At 66.6% G+C, this 21042-nt stretch carries 22 protein-coding genes and 1 tRNA gene; 14 read left to right on the top strand and 9 right to left on the bottom strand.

Annotation, left to right across the window (positions count from 1 at the left end):
• Positions 1 to 474 (bottom strand): type II secretion system major pseudopilin GspG, encoded by a 474-nt coding sequence (gspG, locus tag BSY238_RS02175; RefSeq protein ID WP_223300235.1) that lies wholly within the window; start codon positions 472 to 474, stop codon positions 1 to 3.
• A 123-nt stretch (positions 475 to 597) separates the two neighbouring features.
• Here gspG and BSY238_RS02180 point away from each other — a divergent pair, with 123 nt between their 5' ends.
• Positions 598 to 1191, top strand: coding sequence for a lytic transglycosylase domain-containing protein (locus BSY238_RS02180; protein ID WP_069037707.1), 594 nt, complete (start codon positions 598 to 600; stop codon positions 1189 to 1191).
• A gap of 81 nt (positions 1192 to 1272) precedes the next feature.
• Here the strand turns inward: BSY238_RS02180 and BSY238_RS02185 are convergent, their stop codons facing one another.
• Positions 1273 to 2787: an AMP-binding protein gene (locus BSY238_RS02185; RefSeq protein WP_069037708.1), complete on the bottom strand. Its 1515-nt coding sequence runs from the start codon at positions 2785 to 2787 to the stop codon at positions 1273 to 1275.
• 53 nt (positions 2788 to 2840) lie between these two features.
• Entirely contained in the window at positions 2841 to 4004 is a 1164-nt protein-coding gene (locus BSY238_RS02190; protein ID WP_069037709.1) for a thiolase domain-containing protein, read from the bottom strand.
• Positions 4005 to 4166: 162 nt separating this feature from the next.
• On the opposite strand from BSY238_RS02190, the gene BSY238_RS02195 reads away from it, so the two are divergent.
• Positions 4167 to 4718: a LuxR family transcriptional regulator gene (locus BSY238_RS02195; protein WP_069037710.1), complete on the top strand. Its 552-nt coding sequence runs from the start codon at positions 4167 to 4169 to the stop codon at positions 4716 to 4718.
• Positions 4719 to 4743: 25 nt separating this feature from the next.
• Here the strand turns inward: BSY238_RS02195 and BSY238_RS02200 are convergent, their stop codons facing one another.
• Together BSY238_RS02200 and BSY238_RS02205 are read right to left on the bottom strand one after the other, a co-directional pair.
• Positions 4744 to 6633, bottom strand: a complete 1890-nt coding sequence (locus BSY238_RS02200) for a propionate--CoA ligase (protein WP_069037711.1) — start codon at positions 6631 to 6633, stop codon at positions 4744 to 4746.
• Positions 6634 to 6667: 34 nt separating this feature from the next.
• Positions 6668 to 7846 (bottom strand): GGDEF domain-containing response regulator, encoded by a 1179-nt coding sequence (locus BSY238_RS02205; RefSeq protein WP_069037712.1) that lies wholly within the window; start codon positions 7844 to 7846, stop codon positions 6668 to 6670.
• A 182-nt stretch (positions 7847 to 8028) separates the two neighbouring features.
• On the opposite strand from BSY238_RS02205, the gene BSY238_RS02210 reads away from it, so the two are divergent.
• Complete coding sequence (locus tag BSY238_RS02210; protein ID WP_083223884.1) at positions 8029 to 8598, top strand: C40 family peptidase; 570 nt, start codon at positions 8029 to 8031, stop codon at positions 8596 to 8598.
• Here BSY238_RS02210 and BSY238_RS02215 read toward each other — a convergent pair.
• Complete coding sequence (locus BSY238_RS02215; protein ID WP_069037713.1) at positions 8574 to 8909, bottom strand: DUF2325 domain-containing protein; 336 nt, start codon at positions 8907 to 8909, stop codon at positions 8574 to 8576. The two genes, BSY238_RS02210 and BSY238_RS02215, sit on opposite strands and share 25 nt — an antisense overlap.
• A gap of 158 nt (positions 8910 to 9067) precedes the next feature.
• On the opposite strand from BSY238_RS02215, the gene BSY238_RS02220 reads away from it, so the two are divergent.
• The 5 genes from BSY238_RS02220 (at position 9068) to BSY238_RS02240 (ending at position 12695) form a co-directional block, all read left to right on the top strand.
• Positions 9068 to 10096, top strand: coding sequence for a Fe(3+) ABC transporter substrate-binding protein (locus BSY238_RS02220; RefSeq protein WP_069037714.1), 1029 nt, complete (start codon positions 9068 to 9070; stop codon positions 10094 to 10096).
• Between the two features lie 103 nt (positions 10097 to 10199).
• Positions 10200 to 10538: a CidA/LrgA family protein gene (locus BSY238_RS02225; protein WP_069037715.1), complete on the top strand. Its 339-nt coding sequence runs from the start codon at positions 10200 to 10202 to the stop codon at positions 10536 to 10538.
• Positions 10535 to 11254 carry an LrgB family protein gene (locus BSY238_RS02230; protein ID WP_069037716.1) on the top strand — a complete coding sequence of 240 codons (720 nt, stop codon included), beginning with the start codon at positions 10535 to 10537 and terminating at the stop codon, positions 11252 to 11254. Before BSY238_RS02225 ends, BSY238_RS02230 begins: the two co-directional genes overlap by 4 nt.
• Before the next feature lie 108 nt (positions 11255 to 11362).
• Positions 11363 to 12052 (top strand): GTP cyclohydrolase II, encoded by a 690-nt coding sequence (gene ribA / locus BSY238_RS02235; RefSeq protein WP_069037717.1) that lies wholly within the window; start codon positions 11363 to 11365, stop codon positions 12050 to 12052.
• A 19-nt stretch (positions 12053 to 12071) separates the two neighbouring features.
• Positions 12072 to 12695, top strand: coding sequence for an SAM-dependent methyltransferase (locus BSY238_RS02240; RefSeq protein ID WP_069037718.1), 624 nt, complete (start codon positions 12072 to 12074; stop codon positions 12693 to 12695).
• Between the two features lie 26 nt (positions 12696 to 12721).
• Here the strand turns inward: BSY238_RS02240 and BSY238_RS02245 are convergent.
• Positions 12722 to 12806: transfer RNA gene (locus tag BSY238_RS02245), tRNA-Leu, on the bottom strand.
• Between the two features lie 60 nt (positions 12807 to 12866).
• On the opposite strand from BSY238_RS02245, the gene hpnC reads away from it, so the two are divergent.
• The 4 genes from hpnC to BSY238_RS02265 are packed head-to-tail and all read left to right on the top strand — an operon-like array spanning position 12867 to position 16727.
• Positions 12867 to 13700 carry a squalene synthase HpnC gene (gene hpnC, locus BSY238_RS02250; RefSeq protein WP_069037719.1) on the top strand — a complete coding sequence of 278 codons (834 nt, stop codon included), beginning with the start codon at positions 12867 to 12869 and terminating at the stop codon, positions 13698 to 13700.
• Entirely contained in the window at positions 13697 to 14530 is an 834-nt protein-coding gene (hpnD, locus tag BSY238_RS02255) for a presqualene diphosphate synthase HpnD (RefSeq protein ID WP_069037720.1), read from the top strand. The genes hpnC and hpnD overlap by 4 nt, the downstream gene beginning before the upstream one ends.
• Positions 14515 to 15795 carry a hydroxysqualene dehydroxylase HpnE gene (gene hpnE, locus BSY238_RS02260; RefSeq protein WP_269465912.1) on the top strand — a complete coding sequence of 427 codons (1281 nt, stop codon included), beginning with the start codon at positions 14515 to 14517 and terminating at the stop codon, positions 15793 to 15795. Before hpnD ends, hpnE begins: the two co-directional genes overlap by 16 nt.
• Positions 15796 to 15809: 14 nt before the next feature.
• Positions 15810 to 16727, top strand: a complete 918-nt coding sequence (locus tag BSY238_RS02265; RefSeq protein WP_069040390.1) for a hypothetical protein — start codon at positions 15810 to 15812, stop codon at positions 16725 to 16727.
• A 41-nt stretch (positions 16728 to 16768) separates the two neighbouring features.
• Here the strand turns inward: BSY238_RS02265 and BSY238_RS02270 are convergent, their stop codons facing one another.
• Positions 16769 to 17248 (bottom strand): hypothetical protein, encoded by a 480-nt coding sequence (locus tag BSY238_RS02270; protein WP_069037721.1) that lies wholly within the window; start codon positions 17246 to 17248, stop codon positions 16769 to 16771.
• A gap of 117 nt (positions 17249 to 17365) precedes the next feature.
• Here BSY238_RS02270 and BSY238_RS02275 point away from each other — a divergent pair, with 117 nt between their 5' ends.
• Together BSY238_RS02275 and BSY238_RS02280 are read left to right on the top strand one after the other, a co-directional pair.
• Positions 17366 to 17833, top strand: a complete 468-nt coding sequence (locus BSY238_RS02275) for a putative toxin-antitoxin system toxin component, PIN family (protein ID WP_223300237.1) — start codon at positions 17366 to 17368, stop codon at positions 17831 to 17833.
• A 171-nt stretch (positions 17834 to 18004) separates the two neighbouring features.
• Positions 18005 to 20212: a TonB-dependent receptor family protein gene (locus BSY238_RS02280; protein ID WP_069037723.1), complete on the top strand. Its 2208-nt coding sequence runs from the start codon at positions 18005 to 18007 to the stop codon at positions 20210 to 20212.
• Here the strand turns inward: BSY238_RS02280 and BSY238_RS02285 are convergent.
• Positions 20200 to 20991, bottom strand: a complete 792-nt coding sequence (locus tag BSY238_RS02285; protein ID WP_069040391.1) for a TatD family hydrolase — start codon at positions 20989 to 20991, stop codon at positions 20200 to 20202. The genes BSY238_RS02280 and BSY238_RS02285 overlap by 13 nt on opposite strands.
• Between the last annotated feature and the right edge of the window lie 51 nt (positions 20992 to 21042).

Here is a 21042-nt window from a genome sequence, read left to right on the forward strand (position 1 = left end):
TCACCAGTTCGTGATGTCGGCGGCTTCGTCGCTGCCGCCTGGTTGACCGTCCTTGCCCAGCGAGCTGAGATCGTATTCGCCGTGTTCGCCCGGCGCGCGATAGATGTAGGGGCGGTCCCACGGATCCGGCGGCACCGCCTTCTTCAGATAGGGGCCGCCCCATTTGGGCGCGGTGGCCGGGCGTTCGACCAGCGCCTTCAGGCCCTCTTCCGTCGTCGGGTAGCGGCCGTTATCCAGTCTGTACTGGTCGAGCGACTTTTCCAGCGCGTCCATCTGGGCGCGCGCCGCCTTCACCTCGGATTTGCCGATCTGGCTGAAGTAGCGCGGACCGACGTAACCGGCCAGCAGACCGATGATGACCATGACGACCAGCAGTTCGAGCAGCGTGAAGCCGCGCTGCACAACGGCGCCTCGCGTGGCTGCTGGAAGGTGGCCGGGAACGGTTCTGTCCGGGAATTCGTTACGTGTCATCATTGACTCAGTCTAGCTGTGCCGGCCATGCGGCAGCAAGCGTTTGCGGGCAGTGCAACATGAGCGAAACCTTGCGGCAGCAAGATTGCAATACTCGACACTTTACCGGGCATGTGTTTCCTTCAGATGAATCGACCCACCAAACTGATGCTGTCGCTGTGCTGCCTGCTGTGTGCCGCGCCGGCACAGGCGGACATTTACGCGCGCGAGGATGGTGAGGGCACGCTGCATCTGACCGACGCGCCGGTCGGCGACGGCTATGAACTGCTGCTGGAATCGCATGCGGCGGGCGCCCCGGCAAGCGCTGTCCGGGCCGTCACCCGGCCGGCTGCTGCTGCAGCGCACCAACAACGCATTGCGCGCGTGGCGGGCCGCACCGGCGTCGAAGCCGGTCTGCTCAATGCGGTGATTGCGGTCGAATCGGCCTACAACCCGAAGGCGCTGTCGCCCAAGGGTGCAGCCGGGTTGATGCAGCTGATGCCGGACACGGCGCGCCGCTACGGCGTGACCGACCGCTTCGATCCGGACCAGAACCTGCTCGGCGGCGCACTCTACCTGCGCGACCTGATGGCGCGCTTCGACAACCAGCTCGAACTGGCACTGGCTGCCTACAACGCCGGCGAAGGTGCAGTCGAGCGGCACGGGCGCCGGATACCGCCGTTCGCGGAAACCCTGCGCTACGTGCCGAAGGTACTCGACCACTACCGGTCGCTGCGCTGACGCGGACCGCCCTGCGGACGGCGCGTCAGGACGTCAGGCGACCGGCCCGACTGCCGTGCGACCTGTCTCTACGACTCGTCGCTAAGACTTCGCATCCATCTCGCGCAGCGCCGTCTTCAGCACCTTGCCGTAGTTGTTCTTCGGCAGTTCATCGACGAAGCGATAGTGCTTGGGCCGCTTGAAGCGCGCGATTTCGGTCAGGCAGTGCGCATCCAGTTCGGCCGCGGTCATCGGCTGGCGCGTGACGACGAAGGCAATCACCACTTCGCCCCATTCCGGGTCGGGACGGCCGATCACCGCCACTTCGGCGACCGATTCGTGGGTCAGCAGCGCCTCTTCGACTTCGCGCGGATAGATGTTGCTGCCGCCGCTGATGATCAGGTCCTTGCTGCGGTCGAGTAGCGTCAGGAAGCCGTCTTCGTCGAGCCGGCCGACGTCGCCGGTGTACAGCCAGCCGTCGACGATGGATGCGGCCGTCGCTTCCGGGTTGTCCCAGTAGCCATTCATCACCGCTTCGCCGCGTACCCGGATTTCGCCGGTTTCGCCGGTCGGCACGTCCTTGCCCTGCGCATCGACCACCGCCACTTCGACCATGGACTGCGCGAAGCCGACCGACGCCAGACGCTCGCGGTAGCGCGGCTGCGTCGGGTCGTTGATCAGCGCGCGCGGCATCACGGTGATCATCATCGGACACTCGCCCTGGCCGTAGATCTGCGCGAAATGCGGGCCGATCAGTTCCAGCGCCTCTTCGAGGTCGGCCAGATACATCGGGCCGCCGCCGTAGCAGATGGTGGCCAGCCCGGTCGGACGCTGGCCGGTCTTCTTCACCACGTCGATCAGGCGGCGCACCATGGTCGGCGCGGCGAAGAAGGACGCTTCGGTCCAGTGTGCGGCGAGGTCGAAGCATTCCTGGGCGTCGAAGCCGCCGGATTCGGGCACCACGTTGATGCCGGCCTGCATGACGTACGGCAGGTGGAACAGGCCGCCGCCGTGCGACATCGGCGCCGGATGCAGCGCCACGTCGCCCGGTGCCAGCGCCTGCACGCTGGACAGATAGCCCATGCAGGTCCAGCGCAGCTGGCGCAGCGACAGGTTCACGCCCTTGGGCCGGCCGGTCGTGCCGCTGGTGTAGAACAGCCACACCGGATCAGTGTCGCCGCGCGGCTCGATGGCCGACGGCGCGATCGACGCATCGCGTAGGAATGCGAATGACGACAGCACCGGCACCGCATTGCCGCCGTCGCGCAGCACGGCTTCGAGCTCGTCGCGCGCCTCGGCGCCGCAGAACACGATCTTCGACCCGCTGTGGCTGCAGATGAAGGCGGCTTCCTTGGCGTGCAGCTTGGCATTGATCGGCACCACCGCGACGCCGGCCCACCAGGCGCCCCACATCAGCGGCAGGTAGTCGGGCGTGTTGTACATGAACAGCGCCACCCGGTCGCCCGGTGCCAGCCCCTGCGCGCGCATCCAGGTTGCGAAGCGCGCCGCGCTTTCGGCGAATCCGCGGTAATTCCACAGCACCTCGCGACCGAGGGCGATGGCCGGGCGATCGGGGTATTGCTGCGCGGTACGCTGCAGCCACAGGGCGATGTTCATTGTTTTCTGTCTCCGTTGATCTTGATCTTTTATGGGTGGCCCGACCGGACCGCTTACTGCACGCGTTCGAGAATGGAACCGTAGTTGGCCACGCTGGCGCCACCCATGTTCAGGATGCCGGCGAAGCGCGCGTCGGGCAACACGTCGGCGCGGAAGCGGCCGAGCAGCATCCAGGCGCTGATGACATGCATCGATACGCCGGTGGCGCCGATCGGGTGACCCTTGGTCTTGAGGCCGCCGGACAGATTGACCGGCAGCTTGCCGCCGGCATGCACCCAGCCCTCTTCCAGCGCGCGGTGGCCGCCGCCGGGAGGCGTCAGGCCGATGGCTTCGTACATCATCAGTTCGGCGATGGTGAAGCAGTCGTGCACCTCGACGCTGTCGAGGTCATCCAGCGTGAGTTTTGCCGAATCGAGCAGACGCTGCCAGGCGACGCGCGCGCCGGCCAGTTCGCTCATGTCGCGCTGCGACGTCGGCATGATGTCGTTGGCCTGCGCCGTGGCGCGCAGCCGCACGAAAGGCCGGTTGCCATCATGCGCGTCGCTGTCGCACAGCACGATGGCGGCGGCGCCATCGGAAATCGGCGAACAGTCGGTGCGCAGCAGGCGGCCGACGACGCGTGGATTCTTTTCCGATTCGGTCGCGCAGAATTCGATGCTGAGCGGATTGCGGTACTGCGCCAGCGGGTTGTGCGCCGCGTTGTCGTGGTTCTTCGACGCGATGCGCGCCATCGCGTCGCGCGGGTCGCCGAAGCGCTCGGCGTAGCGGTCGGCGATGACGCCGAACATGCCGGCAAAACCGGCTGGCGTTTCGGCTTCGTCCTTGAAGTAGGACGCGCGCAGCAGCGCGTTGCCGACGTCGCGGGTGGACAGCTGCGACATCACCTCGACACCGATCACCAGCACGCGCCGGGCGGTGCCGGCGCGGATGGCGAGCGCGCCCTGATGCACTGCGGCGCTGCCGCTGGCGCAGGCGTTCTCGACCCGCACCGCAGGCGTCATGCGCAGACCGGGCAGCAGGTTGGCCGACAGTCCGGCCACGAAGCCCTGCTTCACCATGCCGACGCCGAAGTGGCCGACCACCACGGCGTCGATGTCGGTCGGTTCGAGGCCGGCATCGGCAATCGCCTCGGCGGCGACTTCCGCCATCAGGGTTTCGACATCTGCGTCGGGGCGCCGGGCGAAGGGCGTGTGGGCGAAACCGGTCAGATCGATCATGGACTGTCTCCCGCGGCCGCGCACGGCGGCCTGCTGTGGCGAAATTCTGTGGCGAAAGCCGGCCCCATTGGGCGGCCGGCGGATCGGGTATACATTAGGCGCGCCCGAACACCTCCGCCAGTCGCAGAACTACGCCCTGCCGAGCCAGATATGTCTTCCTTGATGCCCGATTCCACCGCCGCCGACCAGGCGGCCGACCTCTGTCCGCTGGGGCTGGTGCTGACCTCGCAGCGCCGCATCGAGTGGTGCAACGACCGCTTCGCTGCCAGTTTCGGCTATCCGCGCTCGGCGCTGATCGGCCAGAGCATGGCCGTGCTGTATCCGACGACCACCGAGTTCGAACGCGTCGGCGAGCGCGGCTGGCAGGCGCTGTTCGAATCGGGAACGTACGAGGACGAGCGGCTGATGCGGCTGCGCGACGGCGGGCTGCGCTGGTTCCGCGTGCTCGGCAATGCGCTCGACCGCAGCGACCCGTACCGGCGCGCCAGCTGGCTGTTCGAACCGCTGCGCGTCAGCGGCACCGTGGATACGCTGAGCCTGCGCCAGCGCGAAGTGCTGTCGGCGATGACACGCGGTCTGACATCGAAGGAATGCGCGCGCGAACTGGGCATCAGTCCGCGCACCGTGGAAAAGATCCGCGCCCAGCTGATGCAGCGCTACGACGTGCATAACGCCGCCGCGCTGATGAGCCGCATCAGCGGCATGCCGGGCTGACGCGTACGCGTCAGCCGGCGGTTGTTCAGCCGAGCGACTGGCGGATCTGGTCGAGCGTGGTCGGGTCGTCCAGCGTGGTCAGGTCACCCGGATCGCGCCCCTCGGCGATGGCCTGGATCGAGCGGCGCAGCATCTTGCCCGAGCGCGTCTTCGGCAGGCCATTGACGAACAGCACCCGGCCCGGGCGCGCGATGGCGCCGAGCAGGTTGTCGACCGTCTGCATCACTTCCTTTTCCATCGAGGCGCGACCTTCCGGCGTCGCGACCCGGCTGGCGTCCTTGACCACGGCGAACGCCATCGGCAACTGGCCTTTCAGGTTGTCCGCCACGCCGACCACGGCCACTTCGGCCACGCCGGCATGCGCCTGGATGGCTTCCTCGATTTCGCGCGTACCCAGACGGTGGCCGGCGACGTTGATCACGTCGTCGGTGCGGCCGAGGATCTTGTGATAGCCGGCGTCGTCGCGGATGCCCCAGTCGAACGACGAATACACCAGCGGCGACTTGAACAGCGAGAAGTAGGTGCGCACGAAGCGCTCGTCATCGCCCCAGATCGTCGACAGGCAGCCCGGCGGCAGCGGCGGCACGATGCCGACGATGCCCTTCTCGTTCGGCCCGCACTCGGTACCGTCCTCGCGGAAGATGCGCAGGTCGTAGCCATACACAGGATGGCCGGGCGAACCGAGCTGGATCGGCGTCTGCTCGACACCCGGCAGTTCGCACAGGATGGGCCAGCCGGTTTCGGTCTGCCAGTAGTTGTCGATGACCGGCTTGTCGAGCGCGCTCATCAGCCACTCGTGGGTCGGCTCGTCCAGCGGCTCGCCGGCCAGGAAGATGTGGCGCAGCGATGAAATGTCGTGCTTCTTCAGGTAGGCCGGATCCTGCTTCTTCAGCACGCGGGCGGCGGTCGGTGCCGAGAACATCACCGACACCTTGTACTTTTCGACCAGGCTCCACCAGATGCCCGGGTCGGGACGCAGCGGCGTGCCTTCGTACATCAGCGTCGCCATGCCGGCGATCAGCGGGCCGTAGATGATGTAGGAATGACCGACCACCCAGCCGATGTCCGATGTCGTGAACATCGTTTCGCCGGGGTGGCCGCAGTAGATGTGCTGCATCGACGCCGCCAGCGCGACCGCGTAGCCGCCGGTATCGCGCTGCACGCCCTTGGGCTTGCCGGTGGTGCCGGAGGTGTACAGGATGTATGACGGCTCGCTCGATTCGAGCCACACGCACGGCACGCTCGCATTCATGTGGTGGGTGCGCAGCGTCGCGTAATCGACGTCGCGTCCGACCACCACGGGACATTCCTTGTCCAGCCCGCGGTTCACCATCAGCACGCGCGCCGGCGGGAATTCGGCCAGCGAACAGGCTTCGTCGAGCAGGTGCTTGTAGGGCACGACCTTGCCGCCGCGCATGCCGGCTTCGGCCGACACGATGACTTTCGGCTTGGCGTCATCGATGCGGGTGGCCAGCGAACCGGATGCGAAGCCGCCGAACACCACCGAGTGGATGGCGCCGATGCGTGCGCAGGCGAGCATGGCGAAGGCCGCTTCGGCAATCATCGGCATGTAGATCAGCACGCGGTCGCCGCGCTCGACGCCGAGCGACAGCAGCATCGCCGCCATGCGCTCGACTTCGCGCTTCAGTTCGGCGAACGAATAGGTCTTTTCGATGCCGGTTTCGGTCGATACGAAAATCAGTGCCGCCGCATCCGGTCGCGTCGCGGCATGCCGGTCGACCGCGTTGTGACAGAGATTGGTGGTGCCACCGACGAACCACTTGGCGAAGGGTGGCCGGGAAAAGTCGCAGGTTTGCTGCGGGGCCTCCTGCCAGTCGATCAGGCGGGCCTGTTCGGCCCAGAACGTATCGCGTTGGGAAATCGAACGCGCGTGAAAATCGGTGCTTGCTGACATGCTTCCTCCTCTGACCTGCGCCGTCTTGCGGATATTATTTTTTATCAACGATCGAAGTATCAGCTTCGCTTGCGTACCCGCGCAAGCAGCCGAGCGGAATGTCGCAATCGTATTTGACACTAATCAATTCGAGCAGCGGCAACAGCCGGTAGATCAGCGCAGGCAGCTGGGCATCGATCTCGTCGGACGCCCCGGACTTGATCAGCAGCAGCGCGCGCTCGATGCTCACGATGCCGGCTGTCCACGCGAATTTCTGCGGCTCGCCGCCGCTGCTGCGCACGGCGTTGCCGCCCTCGCGCTGCGCCATGTCGGCACGCGCCACCGCCAGCCCGAGCATCTGCGACACCGAGTCGGCGTTGTCGGACAGGCTGTTCGCCACGCCGATGTTAAGGCTGATGCGCAGCGTCTGGCCGCGGTACTGCATGGCGGTCGCGGCAATCACGGTACGCATGCGATTGGCGAACTGTTCGGCACTGGCCAGACTGATGTCCGGCGTGATGATGGCGAACTGGCCTTCGCCGATCTGCGAAAAGGTGTCTTCCCGCCGTACCTTGGTCGCCAGCACCTTGGCCAGCTTGCGCATGATGAGGTCGGTTACATGGCGGCCGAAGCTGCGCACGATGTCGCCGAAATTGTCGATGCCGACGATCAGCACGCTGACCTCGCCGCGCTGGCGAACCGCTGCGGACAGCAGCTGGGCGCCGTGGATTTCCATGTACTGCGGGCTCGCCATGCCGGAATCGGGGTCTATCGGCGACGCGGCGGCCAGTGCTTCGCGGCTGTCGGCGAGCTGGCGTCGCGTGCTGTTGAGGCGACTTGCCGATTCGATGCGCGCAATAAGCTCGACCGTGCCGATGCCCTTGGTGATGAAGTCGGTCGCACCCAGCTCGCGCGCCCGCTCGCGGGCGGCGTCGTCTTCGTCGCCGGAAATCATGATCACCGGAATGTCGGCGATGCGCTGGACGCGCGACGAGCGCACGCGTTCGAGCAGGCCGTAGCCATCGAGCTTGGGCATCGTCAGGTCGGACAGCACGACCTGGATCGAATCGTCCACCAGCAGCGTCTGCCAGCCGGCTTCGCCATCGGCTTCTTCGCGGAAATCGAAGCGGTCGCGGATGCGCTTGATGATGGACGCACGCACCATGCGTGAGTCATCGATGACCAGCACCTTCACCGGCGGCATCACGTCAGCATTCGTATTGCGGTCACTCATGGGCCCAGAAACCGGCTTGCAAGGGGGTCGAACGCGTGATTGTAGGGGAAGCCGGCGCCGCGGCGGCGAGGTTTTGCGTCGTACCGGAATCTGCCGGCATCCGGTCGCGGACACTGCGCGACCGGATGCCGGCAGACCCGAAAACTTGGCAGGGTGAGCATGCATGCGTATATTCGCGACCCATGCGTCGAATACCCCTGAACCGGATATGCCTTTGTGCCGCACTGGCTCTGGCTGCCGCACTTCCCCTCGCCGCACGTGCCGAACCGGTAGAACAGGCGCCGACAGGCTTTTCGCTGGATGACCTGTCCGGCGATCGGGTGGCGGAACATGCCGCCGCTGCCGCAGGTGCGGTCACCGATCTGCTCGACAGCGGTTTCGCGCTGCTCGGCATCCGCTACCGCTTCGGCGGCAACAACCCGCAAACCGGTTTCGATTGCAGCGGCTTCGTGCGTCATGTGTTTTCCGACGCACTGGGCGTGCTGCTGCCGCGAACGGCCGTTGAAATGGCGCGCGTCGGTGCCCGCGTCGGGCGCGAAGACCTGCAGCCGGGCGATCTGGTGTTCTTCAACACGCTGAGCCGCACCTTTTCCCACGTCGGCATCTACATGGGTGACGACAAGTTCCTGCATGCCAATTCGCGCGGCGGCGGCGTGCGCATCGACGACATGACCGGCCGCTACTGGGCGCGCCGATTCAATGGCGCCCGGCGCATCGACGTCGACAGTCAGGGCGCGACCGCACTCCGCTGAGCCTTCGGGCACTGCGCGCAGCGCACGGCCCCGCACCCTTCCAGCGCCTGCTTCAGCGCGCACACCGACCGCCGGCATGCCACGACAGGCACCCCCTGCTCGCGCGCCGCTTCGCGGAAGGCCTTCATCACGTTGTGACCGAGAAAGTCGGTGAACAGAATGACCAGTTCGGTGCCGCCCGGCAGGCGCGGCGCCGAGCGCTGGTGTTTCGGCTCTCGCCCGGTGATGTGATGACCGATCTTCAATCCGAATTCAGCCAGTACGTCCGGAATGTTTCCGAGCCGGTCGGCGCCCACGAGTACGGCATCCATGCGCACATCCTTTATGAGAACAATTCTCATTCAAGATAGTGCAATTGCGAACACTTTGCAATTGCGAATCACTTCTGTTAAGTTTTCGCCGCCATCGGACGGGACGGATTCCCCGACGCCCTCCGTGTGTGCATGACCCGTATTCACTGGAGCTTTAGATGACTTCCCGTCTGATCCGGCTGGCCGCTGCACTGGGCATCAGCCTGCTGATTGCACCCGCCGGCGCGCAGGAAAAGGTGCTCAACCTTTACTCCGCCCGCCACTACCAGACCGACGAGGCGCTGTACGCGAACTTCACGCGCCAGACCGGCATCAAGATCAACCGCATCGAAGGCAAGGAAGAAGAATTGCTGGAGCGCATCCGCAACGAGGGTGCCAACAGCCCGGCCGATGTGTTCATCACGGTCGATGCATCGCGTCTCGCCCAGGCCGACGGCTTCGGCCTGTTCGCACCGGTGAAGTCGGCCGTGCTCGAAAGCCGCATTCCGGCGCATCTGCGCGACCCGGAGTCGAACTGGTTCGCCTTTTCGACGCGGGCGCGCGTCATCGTCTACAACAAGATGAAGTTGAAGGCGGCCGACGTGGCCAATTACGAAGATCTGGCCAAGCCGGCACTCAAGGGCAAGGTGTGTTCGCGGTCGGGTGCGCACCCGTACAACATTTCGCTCGGCGCCGCGCTTATCCAGCACATCGGCGAGGCGAAGACCGAAGAATGGGCGCGCGGCGTCGTGGCCAATTTCGCCCGCTCGCCCAAGGGCGGCGACACCGACCAGATCAAGGCGGTGGCGGCCGGCGAATGCGATGTGGCGGTGTCCAACACCTATTACCTCGTGCGGCTGCTGCGCTCGACCAAGCGCGAAGACCAGGCGCTGATGGAAAAGGTCGGCGTGGTGTGGCCGAACCAGTCGTCGTTCGGCACGCACATCAACGTGTCCGGCGGCGGCATGCTCAAGACCGCACCGAACAAGGACGCCGCGGTGAAATTCCTCGAATATCTGGCCTCGGACGAAGCGCAGGCCTACTTCGCCGACGGCAACAACGAATGGCCGGTGGTGCCGTCGGTGCAGGTGTCGAACGCCGAACTGAAGTCGCTCGGCAGCTTCAAGGCCGACACGCTGAACGTCGGCGAACTGGCGAAGACGACCGCCCAGGCACAGAAGGTGTTCGACCGCGCCGGCTATCGCTGAGCGGCGCGCGTTCGACTAGAGAGGCCCCGCCCGTGGCGGGGCTTTTTCGTATGCGCGGCGCGCACATCGATAGAATCGGGGCGCTCACCCTCCCCTGCCTCCCATGCTCGCCTCGCTCACGCTCCTGCTCGTGTTCCAGCTGATCGGCGAAACCGTCGTGCAGTGGCTGCGCCTGCCGGTGCCCGGACCGGTGCTCGGCATGCTGCTGCTGTTTGCCGCGCTGGTGATTCGCGGCGGCGTGCCGACCGAACTGCGCGACACGGCCAACGGCCTGCTGCAGCACCTGTCGCTGCTGTTCGTGCCTGCCGGCGCCGGGGTCATGACGCATCTGGGTCTGCTGGCCACCGCCTGGCTGCCGATCACCGTCGCCATCCTGCTCAGTACGGCCGTCACGCTGCTGGTCACCGCCTTCGTCATGCGCGCCACCGCCCGCCAGCGATGAACCCCGAGCTGCGCGAACTGTGGGTCTATCTATCGACCTCGCCGCTGCTCGGGCTGACGCTCACCCTGCTCGCCTACCAGCTGGCGTACGCGATCTACGTGAAGCTGGGCTCGCATCCGCTGGCCAATCCGGTCGCGATTGCAGTGGCGCTCATCGTGGCCATCCTGAGCTTCACCGGCACGCCCTATGCGGTCTATTTCGAGGGCGCGCAGTTCGTGCATTTCCTGCTCGGTCCGGCCACCGTGGCGCTGGCGGTGCCGCTTTACGCGCAGTGGCCACGGCTGAAGAAGCTGTTCGGCGCATCGATGCTGGCGCTGGTCACCGGATCGGTGGTGTCGGTCGTGTCGGTGTGGCTGATCGCCGAAGCACTCGGGGCCAGCGATCAGGTGCTGCGTTCGCTGGCGCCGAAGTCGGTCACCTCGCCGATCGGCATGGGCATTGCGGAAAAGATCGGCGGGCTGCCATCGCTGACGGCGGTGCTGATCATGCTGACCGGCATCGTCGGCGCGGTCATCGGCCCGGCGCTGCTGAGGGCGACCGGCACGCAGGACGACGCGATCCGCGGCTTTGCGATCGGCATGAGCGCGCACGGCATCGGCACGGCGCGCGCCTTCCAGATCAGCGAAACCGCAGGCGCTTTCTCGGCGCTCGCAATGGGATTGAACGGTGTCGTCACATCGATTGTGGTGCCCGTGCTCGTGCATGCGCTAGCCTGACGCAGGTCTGCCTGACCGCCCTCGACTTGCGCCATACTTATGGCCCCGCGGACGGGCGACATCCGTCCGCTCCCGGCGTTGATCCGGCCACCTTCAGCAAAGCAGCAGATGACCTCGCAATCCAGTGAAAAGAAATACCGCGCCATCGGCCAGTTGCCGCAGGGCGACGCGGCCGGCCAGAACGCGGTCGATGCGCCCGCTGGCGCCGGGCCAGCCGCCATGTCCGGCGCCATTTGCCGCCTGCCGACGCGCTTTGCCGACTTCGCGCTGCATGGCTACGCCGACCCGGCCACCGGGCTGGAACATGTCGCGCTGACGCTGGGCGACTTTTCCGACGGCGCACCGGTGCTGCTGCGACTGCACTCCGAGTGCCTGACCGGCGACACGCTGTTCAGCCTGCGCTGCGACTGCGGCCCGCAGCTCGAAGCGTCGCTGCGCGCCATCGCCGCCGAAGGGCGCGGCGCGCTCGTGTATCTGCGCCAGGAAGGCCGCGGCATCGGCCTGATCAACAAGATTCGCGCCTACGCACTGCAGGACACCGGCGCCGACACCGTGGACGCCAACCGCATGCTGGGTTTCGCCGACGACGCGCGCGACTATCGTTTCGCGGCGCACATCGTGCAGAGTCTGGGCATCCGCCAGGCCCGCCTGCTGACCAACAACCCGCTGAAGGTGCGCGCGCTCGAAGCGCAGCAGGTCGAAGTGGTCGAGCGCATTCCGCTGCACGCGGGCGCCAATCCGCTGAATCACCGCTATCTGTCGACCAAGGCCCATCGCATGGGTCACCTGCAGGATTGAAGGATACCGACCCGCCCTCATGAGCCATGACGATGCACAGGATTTCTGGTCCGCCAAGTACAGTGCGGCCGGTGAGGCTTATCTGTTCGGCACCGCGCCGAACCGCTTCCTGCAATCGCAGTCCGCATTGCTGGTACCCGGACAGCGCGCACTGAGCATCGCCGACGGCGAAGGCCGCAACGCGGTCTGGCTGGCGGAACGCGGACTGGACGTGACCGCGACCGAACTTTCGCCGGTCGCGCTCGACAAGGCGGCGACGCTCGCCGCGGCGCGCGGCGTCAGTGTCGACTTCGCGCTGGCCGACGCGTTGAGCTGGACCTACCCGGACGAGGCCTTCGATCTGGTGGTCGGCATCTTCATCCAGTTCGCTGCGCCGGACGAGCGCCGTGCGCTGTTCGACAGCATGAAGCGCACGCTCAGGCCGGGCGGGCACATCGTGCTGCAGGGCTACACGCCGAAGCAGCTCGACTACGGCACGGGCGGCCCGTCTGCGGTCGAGAACCTGTATACCGCCGCGCTGCTGCGCGAGGCCTTCGGCGATTTCGAACTGGAGTGCCTGCAGGAATATGAATCGGTGCTGGACGAAGGCCTCGCGCATCGCGGGCATTCGGCACTGATCGGGATGGTGGCGAAGAAAGTGTGACCGTTCGGCCGGCCTGACCGGCCGGCTGGTGCCCAGGAAGGGACTCGAACCCCCACGCCTTGCGGCGCCAGAACCTAAATCTGGTGCGTCTACCAATTTCGCCACCTGGGCAGGCGGCACGGATTCTATCAGGCAGGGGCGGCGGCACGTGCCCGGTATACTCCGGCTCCCATGTCGGTCGAACACTACGAAAACTTTCCGGTCGCGTCGAAGCTGATGCCGCCCGCGCTGCGCGAGCCGGTCGCCGCAATCTACTGGTTCGCCCGCCATGCCGACGATCTGGCGGATGAAGGCGATGCCGCGCCCGAGGCGCGGCTGGCTGCGCTCGAACTGTGCCGCGAACAGTTGCGCATCATCGAGCGAGGTGGCGAACCGGACGACCCCATCCACCGCCGCCTTGCGCGCGCGGTGCGCCAGTGGTCGCTGCCGCTGCCGCTGTTCCACGACCTGCTCGACGCCTTCGCACAGGACGTGGTGCAGACACGCTACGCCAGCAATGCCGAACTGCTCGACTACTGCCGCCGCTCGGCCAACCCGATCGGCCGCCTGCTGCTGTGCCTGTACAAGGTGGACGACGCCGCCAGCCTGGCGCAGTCGGATGCCATCTGCAGCGCGCTGCAACTGATCAACCACTGGCAGGACGTGGCCATCGACTGGCGCAAGAACCCGGACGGCATTCCGCCGGGCCGCGTCTACATTCCGCAGGATGCGCTGGCGCGCTTCGATGTGACCGAAACGCATCTGGCGCTGTCGACCTGCGACACCGCCTTCCGCGCACTGATGAAACACCTGGTCGATGACGCCCGCGCATTGATGCATTCGGGCATGCCGCTGGCCCGCACGCTGCCGGGTCGCACCGGCTGGGAACTGCGCCTGGTCGTGCAGGGCGGGCTGCGCATTTTGCAGCGCATCGAGCAGGTCGACTACGATGTATTCCGCCACCGCCCGAAACTGGGCCGTGCCGACTGGCCCGTGATCGGGTGGAAAGCCCTGACTTACCCATGACTCCCGACGAATACTGTCAGGACCGTGCCGCAAAGAGCGGCTCGTCCTTCTACTACAGCTTCCTGTTCCTGCCGCCGCCGCGCCGCCGCGCGATCACCGCGCTATACGCCTTCTGCCGCGAGATCGACGACGTGGTCGACGAAACCACCGACATCAGCCTCGCGCGCACCCAGCTCGCCTGGTGGCGCACCCAGGTCGCCGCCTGTTTCGACGGCACGCCGGAACATCCGGTCTGCCTCGCGCTGATCCCGGCCATCCGCGAATTCAGTCTGCCGCGCGAGCAGCTGCTCGAAATCATCGACGGCATGGAAATGGATCTCGACCAGTCGCGCTATCTCGACTTCAAGGGACTGCAGCTCTACTGCTACCGGGTCGCGTCGGTGGTGGGGCTGCTGGCGGCGCAGATCTTCGGCAGCACGCAGCGCGAAACGCAGAAGTACGCACACGATCTGGGCATCGCCTTCCAGCTCACCAACATCATCCGCGACGTCGGCGAAGACGCGCGGCGCGGCCGCATCTACCTGCCGGTCGATGAGCTGCAGCGCTTCAACGTGCGCGCCGCCGACATCCTGAACGCGCGCTACAGCGACGAATTCCGTCAGCTGATGGAATTCCAGATCGAGCGCGCCCGGCACTACTACGAACAGGCGATGGCCGCACTGCCGGCGGTTGACCGTGCATCGCAGCGCCCCGGTCTGGTGATGGCGGCGATCTATCGCACATTGCTCGACGAGATCGAGCGCGACGGCTGCCGCGTACTGGACCGGCGCATCGCGCTGACGCCGGTGCGCAAGCTCTGGCTGGCCTGGAAGACGTGGCTGCGCAGTTGAACACCGACCGGCCATCGGTCGCCATCGTCGGCGCCGGCTGGGCCGGGCTGGCCTGCGCGGTCGAGTGCGTGGCGCGCGGTGTGCGCCCGGTGGTGTTCGAGGCGGCGCCGCAGATCGGCGGCCGCGCGCGCGCGGTCGAGCTCGACGGTCTGGCGCTGGACAACGGCCAGCACATCCTGATCGGCGGCTATGTCGACACGCTGGCGATGATGCGCACCGTCGGCGCCGACCCGGACCGGCTGTTCGACCGCCTGCCGCTGTCGCTGCGCTTCACCGACGGCTTCGAACTGCGCGCCCGCTCCGGCTCGCCGTGGGCGCAGGCGATGGCCTTCATGACCTGCCCGGGTCTGACCTGGGGCGACCGGCTGGCGGCCATGCGACTGATGGCGGCAATCCGCCGCGCACCTCGCGACGACGAAACCGTGACGCAGATGTTTGCGCGTACCCGCCAGACCGACACCAATGTGCGCTACCTGTGGGCGCCGCTGTGCATCGCCGCGCTGAATACCGGGCTCGACGACGCGAGTGCCCGCGTGTTCGCCCAGGTGCTGCGCGACACGCTGCTCGGGCGCGCCGGCGCGTCCGACGTCCTGCTGCCGCGCACCGATCTGGGCCAGCTGTTTCCCGCACCGGCCGCCGCCTGGCTGACGCGGCAGGGCGGCCAGGTGCGCGCAGGCGAGCGGGTGCGCAGCATTTCGCCGCATGCGGACGGTTTTGCGCTCGATGTCGCCAGCGGCCCGGAAGTGTTTGCACAGGTCGTCATCGCCACCAGCCCGCACCACGTGCCCGCGCTGATCGGCGCCCTGCCGGGCACCGAGCGCATCGCGGCCGAGATCGCCTTGCTCGGGTACGAACAGGTCACCACCGTGTTCGCCGATTTCGGCGAAGGCGCGCGCCTGCCGCAGTCGATGATGGGGTTCGCCGACGGCGTGCCGCACTGGATATTCGACCGCGGCGCGCTCGGCGGGCCGCCCGGACTGATGGCCTGCGTGGTGTCGGCCGCCGACGCGGCACGCGACGACACCGAGCGCGCCGTCATCGATGCAGTGCGGCGCGCCTTTCCGTCGCTGCCCGAACCGCGCCGCGTGCGCACGCTGACCGACCGGCGCGCGACCTTCCGCTGCACGCCGGGTCGTGCGGCGATCGCGCAGCCGGCCGACCCGCGACTGGCGCTGGCCGGCGACTACCTGCTGCCGCTTTATCCGGCAACGCTGGAATCGGCGGTGCGCAGCGGCATCGCCGCCGCGCGGCGCGTGGCCGGCTGAAGCGGGGCGTGCCGATGCGCGACGGCGTCATCGCCCTGCTGATGGCGCTGACGATGGCCGGCCCGGCGAGCGGGCAGCCCGCGAACCCCGCTTCATTCAGCTTTGCCGCCTGGGGCGATGTGCCCTACAGCCGGGTCGAGCGCGACAAGGCGCGCGACATGCTGGCCGAACAGGCCGCACTGCCACTGGCCTTTTCGATCCACATCGGCGACATCAAGAGCGGCGGCAGCGTGTGCGACGACGCCACGTTCGCCGACCGGCAGGCATTGCTCGACGGCTCGACCCACCCGCTGATCCTGCTTCCCGGCGACAACGAATGGACCGACTGCGCACGCGAATCGGCCGGCCGCTATGCGCCGCACGAGCGGCTGGACGCGCTGCGGGCGCGCTTCTTCGCGACCGGTGAATCGCTCGGCCAGCGCCGTCTCGCGCTGACGCGGCAGGACTGCTGCGCGGAAAACGTGCGCTGGTCGCATCAGGGCGTGCTGTTCGCCACGCTGAATGTGTCCGGCAGCGCGCTGCCACCGGGCCCGCGCAGTGCGCAGCTGGACGATGCAACGCTGCACTGGCTGGACGACACCTTCGCACAGGCGCAGACGGACGGCGCGCAGGCGCTGGTGATCGCCTTCCATGCCAACCCGGCGTTTGCCGATCACGCGAAGGGCACGCCGCGCCCGCGTTACCGCTCGCTGCTCGACCGCCTGGCCCTTGGCGCTGCCCGCTACGCGCGCCCGGTACTGCTGATCCACGGTGACACGCACCGTTACCGGGTCGATCAGCCGCTGCATGATCCGCGCAGCGGCGCCGTGCTCGACAACGTGACGCGGCTGGAAACCCACGGTTCGCCCTGGCTGGGCTGGACGCTGGTGAAGGTCGATCCGGCCGCGACGCCGCCGTTCAGCTTCGAGCCGCGTCCGCAGTGGCTGGACTGAGTGGCTGGACTCAGTGGCTGGATTGACCCGGCCGGACGCGCTCACTTCATGATCAGCGGGTCGATCATGATGTCGCGCGTGAAAAAGGTGTTCTGCTCGCCGGCGCAGCTCATGAAGCCGAGCGCCTCGCCGAAGCGCAGGAACTGGCCTTCGCGTTTCAGGTAGGCGTTCTGCGCCTGATAGGCCTCGGTTTCGGTCTTCAGCGTGGTCGGGCAGTCGGCGAATATGGCGTCGCCACGCGCCTTGTGCTGCAGCACATGCACCAGTTCGTGCAGCAGGAAGGAATTGTCAGCGGCGTTCTCCAGATCGAGCGTGTCGCGCACGTAGATCACGTAACGCTCTGTTTCGAAGGTGGCCACGATATTGGTGCAGCCGTTGCCGGTCTCGGGACAGACGGCATCCGCCAGCGCCTGTTCGCTCATGATCTGGATCGGTGGCAGGTCGGCGAGCGGAATTTCCGGATAGCCCGACAGTTTGGCCGCCAGCGTCAGCAGAAAGGACAGCAGTTCCTGGCTCACCATGAGTACGCGCTCCGGTCGGTCGTTGGTCGGGTCGTCACGCGCCCGCAGCGAAAGACAGCGGCTCGCACCGGTTCGTTCGCCGGCTACACTTGCCGCCCTTCACTTGCCTCCATTCACGTGCACTTACTCGCCCTGCCCTGCCCGATGCGCATCGTGCTCGACACCAATGCCGTGCTCGACCTGCTGCTGTGGCACAACGCCGAACTCGACTGCGTCGCGCAGGCGCTGGCGGCCGGCCGTGCGCAGCTGGTGTGCGACGACGCCTGCCTGCGCGAACTGCGCACCGTGCTGCGCTACCCGAAGTTCGGGCTGGACGAGGTACAGGCGGCGGCGCTCTACGAAGCCTATTTCCTGAAGCTCGAACTGTCGCCGCTGCCGGAAAGCCCCGACACCCTCCAACCGCGCTGCCGCGACCGCGAAGACCAGAAGTTCTTCGACCTCGCAGTGCGCGCCGGCGCCGACCTGCTGGTGACGCGCGACCGCGCGCTGCTGCGGCTCGGCCGACATCGTCTGCGCCCGCCGACCTTGCGCGTCCTCGCCCCGCCCGCCATCCAGACCTTGTTCGCCGCAGCAGGCGGTGAGTAATTCCCGGCTTCGGTCCCGGGTCGCAGATTCAAGCTTTTCGTGAGGTTTTGTAAGTCGGCCCTGCCTATACTCCGGCCGCTTCGACAGACGTGCGCAGACACGTCGCCCAACCCACTTCGCAACGCGCAGCCCCGCGCGCCTTGCCTGCAGACACCCAGAGAGAGGCCCCGCATGACCCCCGCGCTCCGTCACACCCCGCTTGCGCTCGCCCTTGCGCTGATTGGCCAGTGCGCCAGTGCCGAAGAACTGAAGATTGCCCCGACCGTGGTCATCACCGGTACCCGGGTCGAGCAGAATTCCTTCGATCTGCCGATGGCCATCGATTCGATCGACAAGGCCACGATCCAGGAACAGCGCGGCACGGTGAACCTGTCGGAAGTGATCAACCGCGTACCCGGCGTGGCTTCGGCCGGCAAGGAAAACTACACGCAGGAACAGTCGCTGACCATCCGCGGCTTCGGCGCGCGTTCGGCGTTCGGCGTGCGGGGCGTCAAGCTCATCGCCGATGGCATCCCGGCCAGCACGCCGGACGGCCAGGGCGGCACCGGCCTGTTCGATCTGGCATCGGCCAGTCGCATCGAAGTGCTGCGCGGCCCGTTCTCGGCGCTGTATGGCAACCATTCGGGCGGCGTCGTCCAGATCTTCACCGAAGACGGCCCGGACCGCTTCACGATCACCCCCAGCTTCCAGTTCGGCAGCTACGGCACGCAGCGCTCGGGCGTTAAGTTCGGCGACACCGTCGGCAACTTCAACTACACGGCCAGCGTGTCGGACTTCCGTACCGACGGCTACCGCGACTACAGCCGCTCGGACAAGCAGCAGGCCAATTTCAAGGCGCGCTGGATGCTCGGCGACAAGGCTTCGCTGACCTTCGTCGGCAACTACATGCATCAGCAGGGTCAGGATCCGCTCGGTCTCACCTTCACCCAGTTGAACAGCGATCGCCGGCAGCAGGGCACCTCCAATCGCAACCTCGCCGGCAACCCTGGAACCGCCGAGTTCTTCGGCACACGTCGCACGCTCGAAAATTCGCAGGGCGGCGTGGTGTTCGACACCGCCCTGTCCGACCGCGACAGCCTGCGCGCCATGTTCTATCTGGGCAACCGCAACAATGAACAGTACCTCGCGCTGAACGCCGGCACGCAGGACAACGTCACCGCGTCCGGTGGCGTATCGGTGTTCGATCGCGACTACTGGGGCACCAGCCTGCGCTGGACGCGCAAGCTCGAAACCGTCACGTTCAGCGTCGGCGCCGAATACGAGCGCGCCGACGAAGCGCGCAAGGGCTACCGCAACGGCACGACCTCCAGCGGCGCGCAGGCGCTGGCTGCGGTCTTCGGCTTCCGGGGCGACCTCAAGCGCGACGAGCGCAATGTGGCGGAACAGACGGGCACTTTCGTCCAGGGCGAGTGGGCGGTCACGAAGGACGTGTCGCTGTCAGGTGGCCTGCGCTACACGAAGATGGATTTCAAGTCGAAGGACAACTTCATCTGCAACGGCGGCTGCTCTGGCACGACGAACGTCGCAGGTGTGAATCCGGACGACAGCGGTTCGGCCTCGTTCAGCGACTGGACGTCGGCCCTCGGCGCCATCTGGAAAGTGACCGAAACCAGCAACTTCTATGCGAACGCGGGGCGCAGCTTCGAAGCACCGACACTGATCGAACTCGCCTACCGCCCGGATGGCGGAGCGGGCCTGAATTTCAATCTGAAGCCGTCGGTCAGCGACCACTACGAAATCGGCTTCAAGACTTTCCTGAACAATTCGACCCGGCTCGACATCGCGGCCTTCTACATCGATTCGTCCGATGAGGTGGTCATCCGCAGCAACGAGAACGGGCGGGCGGTGTACCAGAATGCCGGCGACACGTCGCGCCGCGGTCTCGAACTCGCAATCGACTCCAGACTGACGCGCGACATCGGCGCCTACGCGTCGCTGACGCTGATCAAGGCCGAATTCGAAGATGCCTTTGCCACCTGCCTGACCACCCCCTGCGCGGTCAATCAGGCGACCACCGTCGATTCGGGCAACAAGATCGCCGGCGTAGCCAACAAGTCGTTCTTCGGCGAAGTCACCTACAAGCACGATCCGTGGGGTTTCAGCGGCGGCGTGGAGTACCGCGCCAGCGGCCGCATGTTCGGCGACGACACCAATCTGGTGCGGGTCGGTGGCTATGGTGTGGCATCGATTCGAGGCGGCTTCACGCAGAACGTGGGCGGCTGGAAGCTGAACGAATTCGCTCGGATCGACAACCTGTTCGACAAGGAATATGTCGGTTCGGTGTACATCAACGCCGGCAATGCGCTGACCGGTCGCTACTACGCGCCGGCGTCGGAACGCACCTGGCTGATCGGCGTGTCAGCCAGCTACGCGCTGTAAGCCTTCGCGGCGAGCCGGGGCAGCACGCGCAGCGCGTTCGCCCCGGTGGCCTGCACCAGCGTCTCTTCGCTGACACCACGGATGCCGGCAATCACCTGCGCGATGCGCGGGAGGTTGGCCGGCTCGTTACGTTCACCGGCGGCAAATTCGGGCGGAATGTCGGGCGAGTCGGTTTCGAGCACCAGCGTGTCGAGCGGCAGTTCGGTTACCAGCCGGCGCAGGTTCAGTGCACGTGCCCAGGTCACAGCGCCGCCGAAGCCCAGTGCGAAACCCAGCTTGATGAATTCGTCCGCCTGCTGGCGACTGCCGTTGAAGGCATGCGCGATGCCGCCGGGACCGGTGCGGCCGAACACCGCGCGCAGATGCTTCAGGATGCGGTCCTGACTGCGCCGCACGTGCAGCAGCACCGGCAGGCCGAAATCGCGCGCCAGCCTTAGCTGGCGAACGAAATAGTCTTCCTGCAGAACCGGATCGATATCGGTGACGAAGAAGTCGAGGCCGATTTCGCCGACTGCGATCACCTCCGGATCATCGAGTTCAAACGCCAGCGCGTCGATGTCGGGCAGCTGTGCAGCGGGGACATAAAGCGGATGGATGCCCAGCGCAAAGCGCAGGTCGGACTGGCCGGCGCACACCGCCCTGACGCGACCGAAACCGGCACGATCGACCGCCGGCAGCACGATGGCGCCGACGCCGGCCGCGCGGGCGCGTTCGATGACGCCCGCGCGGTCAGCGTCGAATTCGAATGCGTCAAGATGGCAGTGCGTATCGATCAGCATGGGCACAAGCATAGCGGCCTGCGCCCCCGATGTACCGCCGGCTGACCGCCG

Origin of the sequence: Methyloversatilis sp. RAC08, from assembly GCF_001713355.1 — a bacterium.
Taxonomy (GTDB): domain Bacteria; phylum Pseudomonadota; class Gammaproteobacteria; order Burkholderiales; family Rhodocyclaceae; genus Methyloversatilis.